Source organism: Saccharibacillus sacchari DSM 19268 (assembly GCF_000585395.1).
Classification (GTDB): domain Bacteria; phylum Bacillota; class Bacilli; order Paenibacillales; family Paenibacillaceae; genus Saccharibacillus; species Saccharibacillus sacchari.
The window spans coordinates 4,202,557-4,218,859 of sequence record NZ_KK073875.1; the positions used below are offsets into that span (position 1 = coordinate 4,202,557).

The 16,303-nt window shown below is 50.9% G+C and carries 13 protein-coding genes and 1 pseudogene; 4 read left to right on the top strand and 10 right to left on the bottom strand.

The window, feature by feature from the left end:
- Positions 1 to 278 precede the first annotated feature (278 nt).
- From SACSAC_RS18175 to SACSAC_RS18190, 4 genes are all read right to left on the bottom strand, one after another.
- Complete coding sequence (locus SACSAC_RS18175) at positions 279 to 1,259, bottom strand: glycoside hydrolase family 43 protein (RefSeq protein ID WP_037289026.1); 981 nt, start codon at positions 1,257 to 1,259, stop codon at positions 279 to 281.
- A 550-nt stretch (positions 1,260 to 1,809) separates the two neighbouring features.
- Positions 1,810 to 2,706 carry a carbohydrate ABC transporter permease gene (locus tag SACSAC_RS18180; protein ID WP_037289028.1) on the bottom strand — a complete coding sequence of 299 codons (897 nt, stop codon included), beginning with the start codon at positions 2,704 to 2,706 and terminating at the stop codon, positions 1,810 to 1,812.
- Positions 2,707 to 2,723: 17 nt separating this feature from the next.
- On the bottom strand, positions 2,724 to 3,602 hold the full coding sequence (locus tag SACSAC_RS18185; protein WP_037289031.1) for a carbohydrate ABC transporter permease: 879 nt from the start codon (positions 3,600 to 3,602) through the stop codon (positions 2,724 to 2,726).
- Positions 3,603 to 3,749: 147 nt separating this feature from the next.
- Positions 3,750 to 5,006, bottom strand: coding sequence for an extracellular solute-binding protein (locus tag SACSAC_RS18190; protein ID WP_037289033.1), 1,257 nt, complete (start codon positions 5,004 to 5,006; stop codon positions 3,750 to 3,752).
- 278 nt (positions 5,007 to 5,284) lie between these two features.
- On the opposite strand from SACSAC_RS18190, the gene SACSAC_RS18195 reads away from it, so the two are divergent.
- Both SACSAC_RS18195 and SACSAC_RS18200 read left to right on the top strand, forming a co-directional pair.
- Entirely contained in the window at positions 5,285 to 6,187 is a 903-nt protein-coding gene (locus tag SACSAC_RS18195) for an ArsR/SmtB family transcription factor (RefSeq protein WP_037289034.1), read from the top strand.
- A gap of 172 nt (positions 6,188 to 6,359) precedes the next feature.
- Positions 6,360 to 8,579 carry a carboxypeptidase-like regulatory domain-containing protein gene (locus SACSAC_RS18200; protein WP_037289039.1) on the top strand — a complete coding sequence of 740 codons (2,220 nt, stop codon included), beginning with the start codon at positions 6,360 to 6,362 and terminating at the stop codon, positions 8,577 to 8,579.
- A gap of 79 nt (positions 8,580 to 8,658) precedes the next feature.
- On the opposite strand, the gene SACSAC_RS18205 is transcribed toward SACSAC_RS18200, so the two are convergent.
- On the bottom strand, positions 8,659 to 9,591 hold the full coding sequence (locus tag SACSAC_RS18205) for an AraC family transcriptional regulator (protein ID WP_051507233.1): 933 nt from the start codon (positions 9,589 to 9,591) through the stop codon (positions 8,659 to 8,661).
- Positions 9,592 to 9,758: 167 nt separating this feature from the next.
- Between SACSAC_RS18205 and SACSAC_RS18210 the strand changes: the two genes are divergently transcribed.
- Positions 9,759 to 10,517, top strand: coding sequence for an SDR family oxidoreductase (locus tag SACSAC_RS18210; protein ID WP_051507234.1), 759 nt, complete (start codon positions 9,759 to 9,761; stop codon positions 10,515 to 10,517).
- Positions 10,518 to 10,621: 104 nt separating this feature from the next.
- Here the strand turns inward: SACSAC_RS18210 and SACSAC_RS18215 are convergent, their stop codons facing one another.
- From SACSAC_RS18215 to SACSAC_RS18225, 3 genes are all read right to left on the bottom strand, one after another.
- The gene (locus tag SACSAC_RS18215) at positions 10,622 to 11,452 is read right to left on the bottom strand and encodes an energy-coupling factor transporter transmembrane component T family protein (protein ID WP_037289042.1); all 831 of its coding nucleotides are present in this window, start codon (positions 11,450 to 11,452) and stop codon (positions 10,622 to 10,624) included.
- Positions 11,452 to 13,155 (bottom strand): ABC transporter ATP-binding protein, encoded by a 1,704-nt coding sequence (locus SACSAC_RS18220; RefSeq protein WP_037289045.1) that lies wholly within the window; start codon positions 13,153 to 13,155, stop codon positions 11,452 to 11,454. The genes SACSAC_RS18215 and SACSAC_RS18220 overlap by 1 nt, the downstream gene beginning before the upstream one ends.
- Positions 13,156 to 13,251: 96 nt before the next feature.
- Positions 13,252 to 13,809 (bottom strand): ECF-type riboflavin transporter substrate-binding protein, encoded by a 558-nt coding sequence (locus SACSAC_RS18225; protein WP_037289048.1) that lies wholly within the window; start codon positions 13,807 to 13,809, stop codon positions 13,252 to 13,254.
- A gap of 243 nt (positions 13,810 to 14,052) precedes the next feature.
- Here SACSAC_RS18225 and SACSAC_RS18230 point away from each other — a divergent pair, with 243 nt between their 5' ends.
- Positions 14,053 to 14,925 carry a CPBP family intramembrane glutamic endopeptidase gene (locus tag SACSAC_RS18230; RefSeq protein WP_037289050.1) on the top strand — a complete coding sequence of 291 codons (873 nt, stop codon included), beginning with the start codon at positions 14,053 to 14,055 and terminating at the stop codon, positions 14,923 to 14,925.
- 234 nt (positions 14,926 to 15,159) lie between these two features.
- Here SACSAC_RS18230 and SACSAC_RS18235 read toward each other — a convergent pair whose 3' ends face one another.
- Both SACSAC_RS18235 and SACSAC_RS18240 read right to left on the bottom strand, forming a co-directional pair.
- The gene (locus tag SACSAC_RS18235; RefSeq protein WP_156951036.1) at positions 15,160 to 15,768 is read right to left on the bottom strand and encodes a hypothetical protein; all 609 of its coding nucleotides are present in this window, start codon (positions 15,766 to 15,768) and stop codon (positions 15,160 to 15,162) included.
- Positions 15,769 to 15,790: 22 nt separating this feature from the next.
- A pseudogene (locus tag SACSAC_RS18240) lies at positions 15,791 to 16,293 on the bottom strand (GNAT family N-acetyltransferase).
- Between the last annotated feature and the right edge of the window lie 10 nt (positions 16,294 to 16,303).

The following is a 16,303-nucleotide window of genomic DNA, read 5'->3' on the forward strand; positions in this document are numbered from 1 at the left end:
CCTGTGTTCGTTGGACGGTTCTGTCAGTCGAAGCAGCTTCGTCCGACCGCAACCGATTCTTTCTTCATCTTAACGAAAAGAAGGCTGGCGTACAAAGTTCATTTCGCGGCTTCGCGAATTTTCTCGATCGGCGCCTTCATCTCCAAATAAAAAGAAAAAGCCTTTGCTCTTCCCTGAAACCGAAGTTTCGAAAGGAGCAAAGGCTTGTCTTCGACGTAATATGGCAAACGAACGCCGCTGCCGGTAATGTTCGAAAAAGAGTAGGTTGACGAATCTGATTACGAAATCGCCAGTTCGTCCGCGGATGTATCCGGTCTCGGAACGCCGAAGTTAGGCGTTCCGTCTTCGTTCCATTCGATCACCTGAACACGCGCGTGACGGTTCGGGTCGTATAACGGATCGCCGACAATCTCTTTGTAGCTTCTGCCGTGGAACACGAGCAGATCAAGCGAACCGTCTTCGGATACCGTGAAGCTATTATGGCCGGGTCCGTATTGGCCGTTTTCTTCGCAAGTTTGGAACACGGGAACCGGCGTTTTGACCCAGGATTTCGGATCAAGCAGATCGCTGTTTTCATCCGCGGTCAATAGGCCCATGCAGTAGTTGTAATCAGTCGCACTGCCGGAGAACGTCATGAAGATCCGTCCGTTGCGTTTCAGAACCGCCGCGCCCTCATTCACCAGGAACCCGATTTTTTCCCATTCGTATTCCGGCGTTGAAATGCAAACCTGTTCGCCGCGCAGCGTCCATGGATTTTCCATCTCGGAAATATACATATTCGAGTTTCCGACGATCTCCGGATCTTTCTGCGCCCAGACATAGTAGCGAATGCCGCGATGTTCGAACGAAGTCGCATCCAGCGCAAACGACTCCCATTTCGTTTTAATTTGCCCCTTTTCGATCCACTCGCCTTGCAGCGGATTAGCGGAATCGTTTTCGAGAACAAACATACGATGATCAAATAAGCCTTCCTTCGTCTCCGACGTATGCGCCGCCGCGAAGTAGACATACCATTTTCCATCAATAAAATGAATCTCCGGCGCCCAAATATTCGCGCTCATCGGACCGCTGTCATGCTTAACCCAAATATTTTTCGTTTCGGCATCCCGCAATCCGACAAGCGTAGACGCGCGTCTAAGTTCAATCCGATCGTACTCAGGCACAGAAGCAATAAAATAATAGAAACCGTCTGTATGTTTCAAGATAAACGGATCGGCTCTTTGTTCGATCAAAGGGTTAGGCAAGTTGTAAGGTGTCATAAAATATGGTCTCCTATCGGGAATTTGACGGGGGCCGAATGTGGGATCGGCCGGGAGCGGACCGGCACAGGCACGCGTGGGGCGCTCCGGGGCGTGGGGTTCTTACGATCTCGGAATTCAAAGGCGAACGCTCCGCTTCTTCAGAATCCCCAGACCCCTCCGCTAACCGCGTGCCCGGCCGACCCAATCGGCCTGATCAAATTCTTTTTATTTTTATTGGGTAGGTGTGTAAGGCAAATCTTTGCCGAACGCTAATGCTGCGGCAAGTCAAAGCAATAAGGATAAGTACAAAGGATAAATAAAATTGTGATAACGAGTATAAGGCAGTGCCGTTACTACTACCTAAAAAAACAAGAATGAGGCGTTTAAAGGGTGCAAGGGTTTATTCCAGGCCGCGTAGCTTGGGGCGGAGGGGGAAATTCAGTGAAAGGCGCCTTTGAACTCGGAAAATTCCACTTAAAACTTTAATCAGCTTTTCCGAGTGAGACAGCGCCTTGAACGAATTTTCCCCGCAGCCCCTCCCGCAAGCCTCCCCCAGAATAACCCCGCCTTACCCTTTAATCCCCGAGTTCAAATTAATCGACTGAACGAAATATTTTTGGGCGAACAAGAACAGCGCCAGCGTCGGAATGATCGCCAAGATCGCCGAGCCCATCAGTTGTCCGATCATCCGGTAGTTGCCGTAGATATCTTGCAGCAGTAACAGACCCGCCGTTACCGGCATCTTGTCGACGTCCGTGTACACGATAACCGGCCACAGGAAGTCGTTCCACGATCCGGTGAACGAGAACAACGCGCAGACGATCAGAACCGGCTTGATCAGCGGCAGCATGATCGAGAAGTAAATCCGGAAGTGGCTGGCGCCGTCTACTTTCGCCGATTCGTCCAGGTCTTTCGGAATCGCAAGCATGAATTGACGTACCAAGAAGATGTTGCCCATACCCGCAAGACCCGGGATAATCATCGCCCACGGCGTGTTGACCCAACCGAGCGCGTCGATGATTTTGTAGGACGGAATCAGGTTCACGACGCCCGGGAAGAACGAAATCCCCAGCAGCGTGAAGAACAGGAAGTTACGGCCTTTGAAGTTCATGCGTGCGTAACCATAGCCCGTAATCGAGATGACCACGACGACAAGCAGCGTATGCGATGTCGCGATCAAGACGGAGTTCATCAACCAACGCAGAATCGGCGCCGTCGATGTATTTTCCAGAATTGCCGTATAGTTATCCATGATCCAGTTGACCGGAAGCAGTCGGAATCCGGTGCTTACGACTTCGGTCTGGGATCGGAACGATGTCGTGATCCCGAAGATGACGGGAACGATCCAGATGACGCAGAGCAATCCGAGGAATACATAAGCTACAACTTGAGAGACGCTAACTTTCGTGCGCTTACGGCCTACGGCCACAGCGCTTTTATCCAAATCCATGACTGGGTTTGACATCCTGCACTCCTCCTTAATCAGTTCGAGTTACGATTCATGACGTAGTATTGCAGGGCCGAAATCACGAGAATCACGAGGCCCAGCAAGACTGCCATGGCCGAGGCCATCCCCGCAATGGATTCGCCGCTACCAAAGGCAAGTTGGCGGATGTACATCATCAGTACCGACGTACTCTGTTGAGGACCGCCGTCGGTCATCATCAACGGTTGGCCGAAGACGTTGAACGCACCCGCTGTCGTCATGACGAACGTATAGATTAACGGGAAGTTGATCGAAGGCAATGTAATGCTAAAGAATTTACGGATCGGACCCGCGCCGTCCAGCTCGGCCGATTCATACAATTCTTCTGCCACACCGCTGATCGAAGCGCGGTAGATAATCATGTTGCCGCCGATACCGCCCCAGATAGTCAGGATAATAATAATCAACCAAGCGTACGGCTGATGCGTTGCCCAAGCAATCGTGGAACCGAAAAGGTTGCCGGTGATGCCCAACTGTTTGTTAAAAATCAGAGAGAAGATCAGGGCCGATGCCGAGATCGAGATCAGACCCGGTACATAAAGTACGGATTGAATAAAGGTTTTGCCTTTGAGTTTCTTATGAGACAGAGCTACCGCGATCATCAATGGAAGCACGATGAGCGGCGGTACCGTGAACAGGACGAACAGAAGCGTGTTTTTCAGACCGTTAAAGAACTGCGTATGGAACGTCGACGACGTATCGAACAGGATCGTGCTATAGTTCGCGAATCCTACCCAGTTCGGTGAACCGGCCAAGTTCCACTGCGTGAACGAAGCGTAAATGCCGTAAATCGTCGGAATGACGACAAACACGAGAAATAAAATCAGATGCGGTCCCACAAAGAAAGCGGGAGCCAAACTCAGCTTCTTTTTCATAGGCTTTCAGTTCTCCTCTCAAGACTGCCCTGAATCCCGGATCGCGTGCAGGCTGTATGCCGAACCGCTGCCGGGCTTGGAAAAAACGATATGCCCTTTTTGGGCATATCGGTTCTTCTTTTTAATGTAGTCATCTACTTGATGCGATTATTCGCCGGTCTTGGTTGCTGCTCCGGTCGATTCCGTAATCTTGTCTTCGACTTCTTTTTGCATCGTCTGCAAAGTCTCGTCGATGTCTACGTTGCCGCGAACCATGTCGCCGACATACTTGTCGACCGCTTCGGAGATGTACGGATAGTACTCGTACGTGTAGATGTACAACGATTCGATTTCTTTTTCGTCCGAAGTGAAGAACGATTGCATGTATTGCGAGAAGTCAGGGCTTTCCACGACTTGCTTACTCGCAGGAATTTGACCCGCTTTCGCCCACTCTACCGAGTTTTCGCGAATGAATTCGAGGAATGCGCCGATGCCTTGTTCTTTCTCGTCCAAACGTTGTTCGTTGTTGAACATCGCGAACAAGTGGGACGAGGAGCGGTTCGTGAATTTGTCCGGGCTGACCGAGTATACGTTCGTGACGCCGAAGTTCAGGTTCTCGACCGTGGCGTGTGCCGTGGAACTCCATGTTCCGTCTGTCGAGAACAGCACGTTGCCGGATTGGAACATCAGGTAACCGTCTTCGCCGAACGGAGTCATCAGGCCGGCGTCGTTGATTTTTTTGACATCTTCGACCGCCGTCTTCATCACTTCCGTATTGACCGCAGGCTTGCCGTCTTCTTGAATGTCGCCGTTCAAGTTCTGAATCTGTCCGAGCATCGCCCATCCGAGCAACGCATCATTGACCACGTAATCGCCTTCGTCCATCTTGCCTTGCAGGCTCAGGATTTCGTCTACGGTTACGTTATTGTCGTCAAGGAAGCTTTCCGCACCGTATTTGGCCAGCAAGTCCTTATTGTAGTACATCACGTTAGCGTGGATATCGAGCGGAACCGTGTATTGCGTGCCGTCGATGTTGCCTGCGCCCCATGCTTGCGGCAGGTAGTTGTCTTCTTTCAGTTCTGGTTGCGCTTGCATGACTGTCGTCATCGCTTCGAGTTGGTTCTGCTTGACGTACCCCGGCACGCGGTCCGCGTGGATAATTGCCAGATCCGGCACGCCTTTGCCCGAGCTTAATACGGTAGAGATTTTCGTGTACATATCCGCAGTTACGACGTGCTTCACTTTGACTGCCGGATCGGTCTCGTTGTAAGCCTTCACCAAGTTATCCATGTACGCGCCGTCTTCGCCTGTAAGCGGTGTCCAGAACGTGATCGTGTTCGGATCGTTTGCGTTACTGCTGCAACCTGCCAGCAGCGAAGCCGTCAATGCAACACCTGTAAGTAATGCCCCCAATTTTCTTTTCAATGTATTCTCCTCCTGTCTATGTAAACCCTTAACTCGCGTTTAGTATATCCCTAATCTGAAAACGGTGTCAATAACTTTTTAATAAACTTAAAACTTAAATATTGAACTTGATTAACTAATATGTTACTTTAATTTTTGAATGTAACCGTTATTTTGAACTGAGAATATCTTATGTATTAATTTATGTACATGTTAATAATCTTTATGGTATTATTAATTTCACCAAGAGCCGCTATCGGTTCTTTCTATGAAACCAAGCGAAAGAAGTGGGATAAGAGATGCAGTTGGAAATCGATCAGTCCTCCCTCGTCGTCTATGAAGCCTTAGCCAGCGAAGTTCGCATCAAGATCATTCAGCTACTGTCCAAGAACAAAATGAATATCAAGGAACTGGCCGCCGAGCTTGGCATCAGCAGTCCGATCGTGATCAAACATATCAAGAAGCTGGAAGACGCGGGAATTATCAAAACGGAAAAAGTACCGGGCAAGTCGGGGCTGCAAAAGCTCTCTATCCTGAAAGTCGACCATATCGAGATCAACTTTCCGAAAAAGATTTTCCACTCTTTCGATTCTTATGAAACGTCGGTGCCGGTCGGTCATTATACGGACTTCGATTTGAAGCCGACATGCGGACTCGCTTCGGACAAAGACTTCATAGGTCCTGTCGACGATCCAAAGTATTTCATGGACCCGAAGCGGATGGATGCGGAGATTTTGTGGTTTACGCAAGGATTCGTGCAGTACAGCGTGGCAAATTTCCTGAAAAAAGAAGAAAAACTGCAACAGTTCGAGATCAGCATGGAGCTGTCGTCGGAGTTTCCGTTCTCGAACGACGTATGGCCGTCCGATCTGACCTTCACGCTGAACGGCGTCGAGCTTGGCATCTGGACCAGCCCCGGCGACTTCGCCGATACGCGAGGCAAGCTGACACCGGAATGGTGGCCGCATAATCTCAATCAGTACGGCCTGCTCAAAACAATCCGGATTACGGGTCACGGCACGTATGTCGATGGCGATCCGATGTCCGATATTTCGATCGCCGATCTGGATACGAGCTGCGATCGCTGGACATTACGCATCGAGGTTAAGGAAGATGCGAAGAATGTAGGCGGAGCCACGATTTTCGGAAAAAAATTCGGGAATCACAATCAGGATATTTTGTTTAAGATGTACTATTTGTAAGTGGATTTTTCTCTTTAACGAAAAAACCTTGTACACCGCATCGATATCGATTGCGTGCACAAGGTTTTTCTTTTTCTTAAAAATCACGAATCGGGCATAACTTACCTGTTATTTGCCACGTTCGGCATAATAAGAAGATTCCTTGCAATCAAACCGAAAAGGAGTGGGTCGCTTGAACCAGACAAAACCATCCAGAAAACGTCTCACGCTTTGCATCGTCTTCGCTTTGATCGCCGCGACGCTGTTGACCGTTTGGCTGGTGAGCACGTTCGACCGCTTTCAGGCTTTTCAAACCCCGGAGCAAAAGCTGCTGCATGCCATGGAAGACATCGAACAGGCGGACGGGAACAGCAAAGCCAAACTAATCGAACAAACGGTTATCGAACCTTATGCCTATACGCCCTATACGTTCGACGTTCATCTGGGCGCTTCTTCGATGCTACGCTCCGGCAGTACGGAAGACGCGTTGCTGGCGCCGGAAGAACGAATCCCTCTGCTGGAGTGGTATATGCAGAATGCGGAACCGAACCATTACCTGATTCGGGCCGCAGAACAGCTCGCTTATGAATACGATGTACTTGGCAAAAATGCGGACGCTGACCAAGCGTTGGCAGATGCCGCTGCACGTTTATCGAAAAACACAGCGGAGCGTCGCGACCTTTTGCTGCTTCAAGCCGAACGCCACTTGGAATCCGGAAATACGGTTCAGACGCGCAAGCTGCTGGAACAAGCCGGGCCTGCTAAAAACGACATCGTATTTAACGGCCTTTCCGAAACTTACGGTTGGCTCTCCAGCAGACTGCTGTTTGCGGAGGGACAGGCCAAATCGGCTTTGGAGTCGGCTCAGCAGGCGCTTGCCGAACAGGCTCGCATCGAGAAAGACGGCTACACCTCCGAAAGTTATATTGCGCTTGAGGACTATCGAAGCTCGCTAAAAACGGCTTTAAAACAACACGACAGCGACCCATACGTATTCTCGGGCAAATTTGTACGCGGCGACGGAACTCCCGTAACGCGTGCCGGCATCTTTTTGCGCGAAAGCGACCGCAGCCAATATCGGGGGGACAAAGAACCGTATCACGCCGTGACTGACGATACAGGAACATTCGAAATTCGTGGTATCGTTCCTGGATTTTATGAGCTGGAGGTCGGTCTTTCTTATGAACAACTTGAGGATTGGAGCTGGCCGTTTAACTGGGATGATCGGATCGAAATCAAAGGGAATTCGACCATTGAGCGCGAGCTTACGATGACGCCTTTGATCGATCAGCAGTCTCCTGTAGGCGGACAGGAACTAACGGGAGACACGGTCGAATTCCGCTGGGAAAAGGTGGACGGCGCAGCTTATTACGAACTTGGCGGCATGATTCCCAATCACGATAACAGCGGCGGGATGGGATCGATGATTCGAAGCGGGATTACGGACAATCATATTTCGCTTACGCTCGACGAATTATACGGAACATCAGGCGGATTAACGTGGAGCGAAGACAACGACTGGGAATCGACGCAACCCAACACTCTCCTTGCTTATATGAATCCGGAGGCCAAATTTTCGTGGAGCGTCGAAGCTTACGATGCCGAAGGCAACAAGATCGCGCAATCATCCGGTCCCCGGATCGATTCGAAAAGCATCGAGAAACGGCCTGAATTTTATTTGAAGCAACGAACGCTTAACCCAGCAGATCGGCTGGTATTAAAAGGAGAACTTGCTCAAGCGCTAGATCGCTACCGAAGCAACGTTGAAGCCGATCCGAACGATACGGAATCACTACGTCTGCTCACCCGTTTGCTTTACGCGAAGTCTCAGATCGGGGAAGATCAGACTATGCAGGAGCTTATCCCGTTACTGGAGCGCTTAAGCGAGCACAGCACGAATCCGCGCGAAATCGCGAAGTTGCTTTATTTATTTTACGAAAATACCGATTGGGCAAAATATGAACAATACTACCGTCTTTATACGGAGTCGAACCCACAACCGATAGATGCGTATGAGCGTTCGATCCATGCGACAGTGCTGCTGTATCAAGGAAAGATCGACGAAGCTCGTCAGGAATTCTCCGATGCTCTGTCCGATGATGGAACGCATCGTTTTGTCGGTATGGCACTGGCCGCGGAACTCACTGCCCATCAACCTTTAACCAAGGTTCGCGAAATGGCCCGCTCTTATCCCGAACTGAGTCAAGAGAATTCTTGGACGTATTGGTCCGACCTGCTGGAAGCGATGGAAAAGGAACGTTCCGCATCGCCGGACACATTCGATGCACAACTAGACAAGACCTTGACCTCTTTCCTGAACAATCGCCAGGCCGATGTTAAAGCGAAAGCTCCAGCATCAAGCGGCCTGCCTTCGATCGACGACTTTGTCGAAGCATTAGCACAGGTTAACTAATGCCTAAAGCCCGAAGCGTCATATCGCTCCGGGCTTTTTGATGTGTTCACCCGAACCTTCGATTTTTCCCCAAATCCGATCAACTATCCAACCGTTCCCGCATCTGCTTCATATCCTTCGCGGGCGGCAGTCCGAACATGCGCGCATACTCGCGGCTGAACTGCGACGGGCTCTCGTAACCGACGCGGAATGCCGCTTCTGCCGCTTCGCGCGTCTCCGAAAGCAGCAAGCGCCGCGCTTCCTGAAGCCGAATCTTTTTCTGATACTGGATCGGCGTTAATCCCGTCACTTCCTTGAAATGAGCATACAACGACGATTCGCTCATATGAGCCTGGCTTGCCAGTTCTTCCACGCGAAGCGGCTTGTCGTACTCCTGCTGCAAATGATTAACCACGGAAGCGATCCGCTGCGATAACGTACCTCCGGCCGCGAAGCTTCGAATACGTCCGCCCAACTCGCCTTGCACCGCACGGTACAGTAATTCCCGGATCACCAGCGGTGCCAAAGCTTCGATGTCGTCCGGACTGTCGAGCAATCGAACAAGTCGAATCGCCGCATCCAACAGCGCTCGATCCATGCGTCCGATACCGAGTCCGCGATCCAGCTTGCCTTTTTCAACTGTAATCTTCGAACTTCCCGCACCGCCCAACTGCACGATCTGATCCGCCGTAAAATACAGCTGCAAGCTCAAATACGGCTCTTCATCCGAAGCTTCGACGACGCGTCCGCGGATCGGTAATTCGACGGAGGTCGCCAAGTAGGAATAAGCATCATAGGTATAGCGATGTCGGCCCAGCATGACCTGTTTCGCTCTCTGCGCCACAATGCACAGCGACGGCCGATACATCGAATGCACCAACTCGTTCGTCTGATTTTGCCTGATGATGCGCAGTTCGGGAATCGCAGTCGACTGCGACCCCTCAACGGGAGCATGGCGGATCAGCAGATTAGCGAGTTCTTGTCTTGCGGTTTCCCACTGGGGATCTAGCTGTATGTCAGACTGACGCTCCATACGAATCAGCCTCCTTTTTGGTGTACGTTTCTCTTCTATCATGCGTCTTATTGGAGGATTAGGCAAGGATTCCCCGGGATTGATCTACCTGATTCGCTCTTCCAACGCGCATAATACGGGTATAAGAACGACAACATACTTTCTTTTTAAAAGGAGCGACTACTCTTATGAATCCATCTCTCACATCCTCTGCATTTACCGAAAAAACCGTTATTGTGACCGGCTCGTCGCGAGGCATCGGCAGCGCGATCGCGCAAGAATTTGCGGCACAGGGTGCCAACGTGGTGGTCAACTACAGCGGCAACCGCGCAAAAGCCCAAGAAGTTGTTCAACGGATTGAGCAGCAAGGCGGACGCGCGATTGCGATCCAAGCCGATATCAGCGTCATTGCCGACATCGACTACTTGTTTGCGCAAACCATAGAAGCGTTCGGCGGCATCGATATTCTTGTCAATAATGCAGGCCTGATGCACACGGTGCCGCTGCTGCAAGTGACGGAGGAAGACTTCGACCGCCAGTTCGCCGTGAATGTAAAAGGAACCTTTTTCGCTTGCCAAGCCGCTGCGCGACACTTAAACGAGGGCGGACGAATTATTAACTTCTCGACTTCCGTCGTCGGCGCGATGTTCCCCGGGTACAGCGTCTATGCCGGAACCAAAGGAGCTGTTGAGCAATTCACCCGTCAGCTTGCCAAGGAACTGGGGCCCAAAGGAATCACGATCAACGCCGTCGCGCCGGGACCCGTCAATACGGAACTATTCCTGGAAGGCAAATCGGAGCAGCAAGTTGCAGGGATCGTCGGAATGAACGCTTTCGGACGACTTGGAGAAACGAATGATATCACCGGAACCGTTCTGTTTCTGGCGAGCGAGGAAGCACGTTGGATGACCGGGCAGACTCTGCGCGTCAACGGCGGGTTTGTATAAAAGAACAGCAAAAGCCGCTCGTACCTTAGCGTACGAACGGCTTTTTTTAAGAACAATTATAGTAATAGAAGCGTATCGAATCAAAATAAAGCTCGTCTCATACGTTACACGAACGGGTTATAAAACCTCGATCCGTCCCAAAACGTAATGACCAACACGGCAGCCGAAATCAGTACCGCGCCTGCGATTACCAACGTATCCCTTTTGGTCAGCGGCCGGCTTCTGTACCAGGTGCGTTTACGTTTGCGGCCGAAACCGCGTAATTCCAGCGCCGCACTCACCTTCTCGATCCGCTCCAACGTTGCCAGAACGAGCGGAAGCAGAATCGCGGCCATATTTTTCACGCGACGGCCCAGTTTTTCTTTTTTGGACAAATCGATTCCCCGGGCTTGCGCAGCCGTGGAGATATTCACGTATTCCTGCTGCACATCGGGGATGTAACGCATGGTCAGCGAGATCGCATAAGCCACCTTATAACTCACGCCTACGCGATTCAGCGAAGACGCGAATTCACTAGGTTCCGTGGCAAGCAGGAACAGCAATGCGGGCGGCACCACGACAGCGAACTTCAACAGCACATTGAACTGGTAAAATAATTGCTCGGAAGTCAGCGAATAACGTCCGGCGATATGCAGCAGCTCATGCCGGGTTCCGTAGATCTGTACGCCCTGTTCCGGTGAAAAGAGGAAAATCGCTAGTTGATTTAACGCGGAAAAAATCAGAATCAGATACAAGACAAACGAATACTGCTTGAACGGAACTTTGGATATATAAAAAACGCTTAACGAGATGACCAGCATAACGAGCAGACAGCGCGTATCATAACTAACCATTCCTGCGATTGAGAATAACAGAAAGGCGATCAATTTGGTCACTCCGTTTAACCGATGAACGGGCGAACCGACATCGGAGTAAGACAGCAGCTTGGGCGGCATCAGTTCATCATCCTCCTGTCCGAACGAATGAACCGGGATACGAATTCGTCTTCCGGCTGCACGCCGATTCGTCTGGCCAGGATATGCAGCGACGTCTCATGCAGATGCGCTTCTTCAACCACTTGCGCATTGCCCAAAATCCGTGCCGGCGTATCGTCCGCAAGCTTGCGTCCTTCAGCCAGCACAACGGTTCTTTGACCGTATTCCAACATTAGATGCATATCGTGCGTAATCAAAATCAAAGTCATTCCCTGACTGTTAAGCTCCATCAGAAACTTCATCATTTCATTATAATGCCGGAAATCCTGTCCCGCCGTAGGCTCGTCGAGAATCAAGATTTCGGGGCGCAGAACGAGAATCGAAGCAATCGTGGCACGCTTCTTCTGTCCGTAACTGAGCGCCGATACCGGCCAACTGCGGAACGGATATAACCCGCAGACGCGCAGCGTCTCATTGACCCGATCCCGAATCTCGGCTTCCGGAACTCCTCGATTTACCAATCCAAGCGCAACTTCGTCGTACAACAAAGGCTTGGATAGCATATGATTGGGATTCTGCATCACAAAACCGATCACATCGGCACGCTCGCGAATCGTATCCCGGGATAGATCGCGTCCGTTCAGTCGTATTGAACCGGAAGAAGGTTTGTGAAAACCGCAAATCAACCGGGAGATTGTCGACTTGCCCGCTCCGTTGCGACCTGCGATACACAAGATTTCACCACGGCCTACGCTTAATGAGACGTCTTGCAGCACGGGCTTCGCCGGATCGTAGCCGAAAGTAATTCCTTCCAGCTCCAACAACGGCTGCTTGACGTCCGACTTCGGACTCGCCAAATTAGCCTCGTGCCAGCGAATCAACTGCTCCGTGCAGCCTTCAAGATCGACGCTTTCTACGCTTCTTGGACCGATCTCAGGCGTTACTGCGCAACCCGCGTATCGCATAGCCGACAGATGCAGCGGTTCCCGGATTCCTTTTTCACGCAAAAGACCCGAACAAAGCAGCTCGTCCGGCGGTAGATCCGCAACGATCCGTCCTTCTTCGATCACGATAATTCGGTCTACCGGGCAATGCAGCACTTCCTCCAATCGATGTTCCACAATCATAATCGTCCGTCCGGATTCGCGGTGCAATCGGTCGATCAGCTCCACCGTCGCCCGTCCTGCATGGGGATCGAGACTCGCCAACGGTTCGTCAAATAACAAGATCGGCGCTCCGCCAACCAGGCCGCCGGCCAGCGTCGTTTTCTGCTTTTGACCTCCTGACAGTTCTTGCGGAGAAGCATCGAGGAAATCGGAAAATTCGACTTCGGCCGCGGCTTCTTGAACCCGGCGAATCATTTCCGCATGCGGAACGCCGTCGTTCTCCAGCTTAAACGCAATGTCTTCGGCTACCGTCAGACCGACAAATTGACCGTCCGGATCCTGCATCACCGTTCCGATGAAGTCGGACAGCTCGGCGATTCCCATGCCTTTGCTATCCGCTCCCATTATTTTGAGTACGCCCGAATGTTCACCGGGATAAAAATGCGGCGCAAGCCCGTTGATACAGTGCGCCAGCGTGCTTTTGCCGGAGCCTGAAGGACCGACGATCAGTACCTTTTCTCCTTCATGAATCGTTAAGTTGATATCCCGCAGCGTCGGTTCACTCTGCGCGCGATATTGAAATGTAAATTGATCGAACTCGATCACCGGTTTTTTCATGGCTTTCCTTTCTCGTTACCGATCTGATCTGCAAACGAAAAAGCCGGCTGAATGCACCGGCTTTTCTGCGCTTGCTTCTTTCCCAATTTTCACATGCTAGGCTTCCCGCGTCAAGCTTCCGCGCTTCGTGCGCGTTTTGGAATATGCGATGGCGATCAGCGTTCCCAAAATGGCAACCGTCACCATGTTCATAGCGCCAGCCGCAAGACCTTGCGTAAAGACTTTGTTCGCCGGTTCCGCATAGATGAGAATATCCAGCACCGGAGCGACGATAAACCATGCAGCCGCGTTAGCGATGATTTGAGCGATATTGAACCGCAAAATCTCTTTGCCGCCGAATTCGCCGTCATGAATACGAATCCCGCGACTAAACAACCCGGCAAGCAGACCGAATACGCCGGAAGCGATGATCCAGCTGAACCAAGGTCCGAACGAGATCAGATCCGCTACGGTATGGCCGATCAGACCGATCAGCAGTCCCGCCCATGGTCCATACAACAACGCGAACAATGCCAAGATCGCGTAGTTCGTTTGCAAGTTGGTGTTCGGAATTCCTGTCGGAATGGAGCCGAAACGAGCCAATACGACGAACAACGCCGCTCCGATCCCGATCGCGACGACCGTTTTAACCGAGAACCCTTTCGAAGATTGCATAAATTCCCCTCTTTTCTTTATAAACATGCGAATCGTTAAACGATTGCCTTCTTTGCGTTGATTATACCGGGATAAATGTTGTATGGCTACCGTTTTTTTATGAAAAGTATATTTTATTCATCGGAATTATAAGAATAAAGGAATCGGCCGTCGGACCGATAGACATCACCTTTAGGCAATGCTAGCGTTAAACAGACTCGGTTGATCAAAAATCCGGAATTTGGCCTAAGGAGTGTATGTGCAATGGATGAAAAGCAGTCTAAACTCGCTTCATTTTTTCAACACCCGCTAGCATGGATGGTTATTGGTTTCGTCTTGCTTGTTTTGTGTAATAGCCTGCTCGGTCCGATGATCGGTTCGACGGATATTCCGTTTGTCGTATCAATGTCGCTCGTTAGCGGAATCGTCTATGTTGTCGCATACATACTGATCATGAAGGCCATAGCGCGCCGCCGTTTGTCCGAGTTGACGCTTAGCCGCGCCGGACGCGAAACGCTGCTGGGCATCGGAACCGGTATTCTTTTTATCGGAATCAGCGTACTTCTTATTATGGCTTTCGGCGGATACAGCTTCCATTGGTCACCCGCCGGATCAACAGGCGTGCTGCTCGCTGGATTGCTGCTGTTTTCCAGTGCGGCTTTATTCGAAGAACTGGTATTTCGCGGCCTTTTGGTACAAGGAATCGAGCGCCTTGGCGGAAGCTGGATGGCGTTGGCATTGACTTCGATCTTCTTCGGCGGCGTTCATATGGCTAATCCGAACGCAACATTTCTAAGCGCCGCAGCCATTGCGATCGAAGCGGGACTTCTGCTCGGCGCAGCGTTCTTATGGCGGCGGAATCTATGGTTCGTTACGGGACTGCATTTTGCGTGGAATTCTTGCGTCAGTCTCCTTGGGATTCCGGTATCGGGGATTGATTCGGCGGGTTTGTTTGAAGTCCGCGTAGCGGGAAGCGATCTGCTGACGGGAGGTGCTTTCGGAATTGAAGCTTCGATTGTTCCGGTGATTGTGGGCCTGATGCTTTCGCTCTGGATGGTAGCGCGTGCGCATACGGCGGGTCGTTGGCGATCTTTTCGTGAGCGGCGACAGGATATTTTCCCGCAGAAAAAAGCCTGAGTTTCTCAGGCTAGTAGCTTGACCAAGTTAAACGTAAGGTTACGCCCACCTGAAACGCACCTAAAGCGTGTGCATTTCAGTCGAGCGCAAACCTCTATTAAGGTTGGCCAAGCTACTAGGCGGTCGAGAAAGTCACGTGTGCGCGAGGAAAGCCAGAAGAATCCGAGAGAAACTTCCATCATATGTTTCTAAATTTCATCTCTTCCTCGCCTGACGCTTTATAAAGCCGGGACATTAAACCAGAACAATTTCCGGACCGACAGGATCTTCTTTTCCATAATCGTTGTAGGCCCGCACACGGAATTCGATGTTCGATAAATCATCAGGCAGTGGCGGACTGATGATAAAGTTCTGAGACATTTTGCCCGTCGTTCCGGATCCATTTTCCATACGGCAGTCGTAAGGTTGATCGCCCTGGATTTCAAGTACAAATTCACAATGAATACGCTCGGAATAATGAAGATTAAATGATTCTTCCCAGTCTGCGCTTAATACAGCAACACTTGCATTACTGTATTGGCGTACGGTGACCACCGAGTAGAAAACTCCGAGTTGTTCAGCCGATCTCATCACAGGAATCTGACACCTAAATTCGTTCGGCTTCACTCGGGGCTTGTACATATCCTCAAGATTTAAGGTAGAAAATACGGTATGCAGGTATTCTTCATAAAACCCGTATTTCTCTGCCCACTCTTTTACCACGACTTTGAGCGGATGTCCCGGATTCCCTTCCGCCAACTCTTTGCGCTGTTTGAGCAACTCGCAAATTTTTTCATCAACCGGCTGAAGCCTCTCGTTGTAATAACCGTCTTTTCGTTCAAAATCTGCGGCTTCCATCATCATCTTTTCCTCCCGCATTCTGTCGTCATACGATCCGTCTATAGAATTTCTTATCGACCTCCATCACCGGGAACCCGGGCGGCAGCATGTCTACGGTCACTTCGACAAATCCGTTCTTTTCGTAGAAACGGTGGGCAGCTTGGAAAGCGAGCGTCGTTCCGAGCCATATCTCCTCCAGCCCCCGCTGCTCTGCCCAGGTGAAAGCCTCATCCAATAAACGCTTCGAGACGGCATATTGTCCGCCTTGGAATTCTTTTTCACGAACATTTTACGTAACGCTGCCCGATCCTGCCCGATGTCCAACAACGCAATTGTGCCAATGATTTCGCCTTCATGGAGTGCGGTCCAAAAGTTCCCTTTTCCCGTCTGATAAAAGGTCTCGATCTGAAGCAGGTCGGGCTCGTCTTCCAATGTGATCGGAACGCCGTATTCGTTGCGCTGGATATGTAGAATAAGCTCGGCCGTGCGATCTCTCCGCTCAACGGAAGAGGCGTAAGGTTCGACCGTATACGCGGGATTTTTGTTCATGGTACTCCCT

Coding starts and splice junctions, on each gene's coding strand:
- SACSAC_RS18185 (WP_037289031.1), bottom strand. CDS start 3,602: ATGAAAAAGAAGCTGAGTTTGGCTCCCGCTTTCTTTGTGGGACCGCAT.
- SACSAC_RS18195 (WP_037289034.1), top strand. CDS start 5,285: ATGCAGTTGGAAATCGATCAGTCCTCCCTCGTCGTCTATGAAGCCTTA.
- SACSAC_RS18230 (WP_037289050.1), top strand. CDS start 14,053: ATGGATGAAAAGCAGTCTAAACTCGCTTCATTTTTTCAACACCCGCTA.
- SACSAC_RS18215 (WP_037289042.1), bottom strand. CDS start 11,452: ATGCCGCCCAAGCTGCTGTCTTACTCCGATGTCGGTTCGCCCGTTCAT.
- SACSAC_RS18225 (WP_037289048.1), bottom strand. CDS start 13,809: ATGCAATCTTCGAAAGGGTTCTCGGTTAAAACGGTCGTCGCGATCGGG.
- SACSAC_RS18210 (WP_051507234.1), top strand. CDS start 9,759: ATGAATCCATCTCTCACATCCTCTGCATTTACCGAAAAAACCGTTATT.
- SACSAC_RS18180 (WP_037289028.1), bottom strand. CDS start 2,706: ATGTCAAACCCAGTCATGGATTTGGATAAAAGCGCTGTGGCCGTAGGC.
- SACSAC_RS18205 (WP_051507233.1), bottom strand. CDS start 9,591: ATGGAGCGTCAGTCTGACATACAGCTAGATCCCCAGTGGGAAACCGCA.
- SACSAC_RS18175 (WP_037289026.1), bottom strand. CDS start 1,259: ATGACACCTTACAACTTGCCTAACCCTTTGATCGAACAAAGAGCCGAT.
- SACSAC_RS18235 (WP_156951036.1), bottom strand. CDS start 15,768: ATGATGATGGAAGCCGCAGATTTTGAACGAAAAGACGGTTATTACAAC.
- SACSAC_RS18220 (WP_037289045.1), bottom strand. CDS start 13,155: ATGAAAAAACCGGTGATCGAGTTCGATCAATTTACATTTCAATATCGC.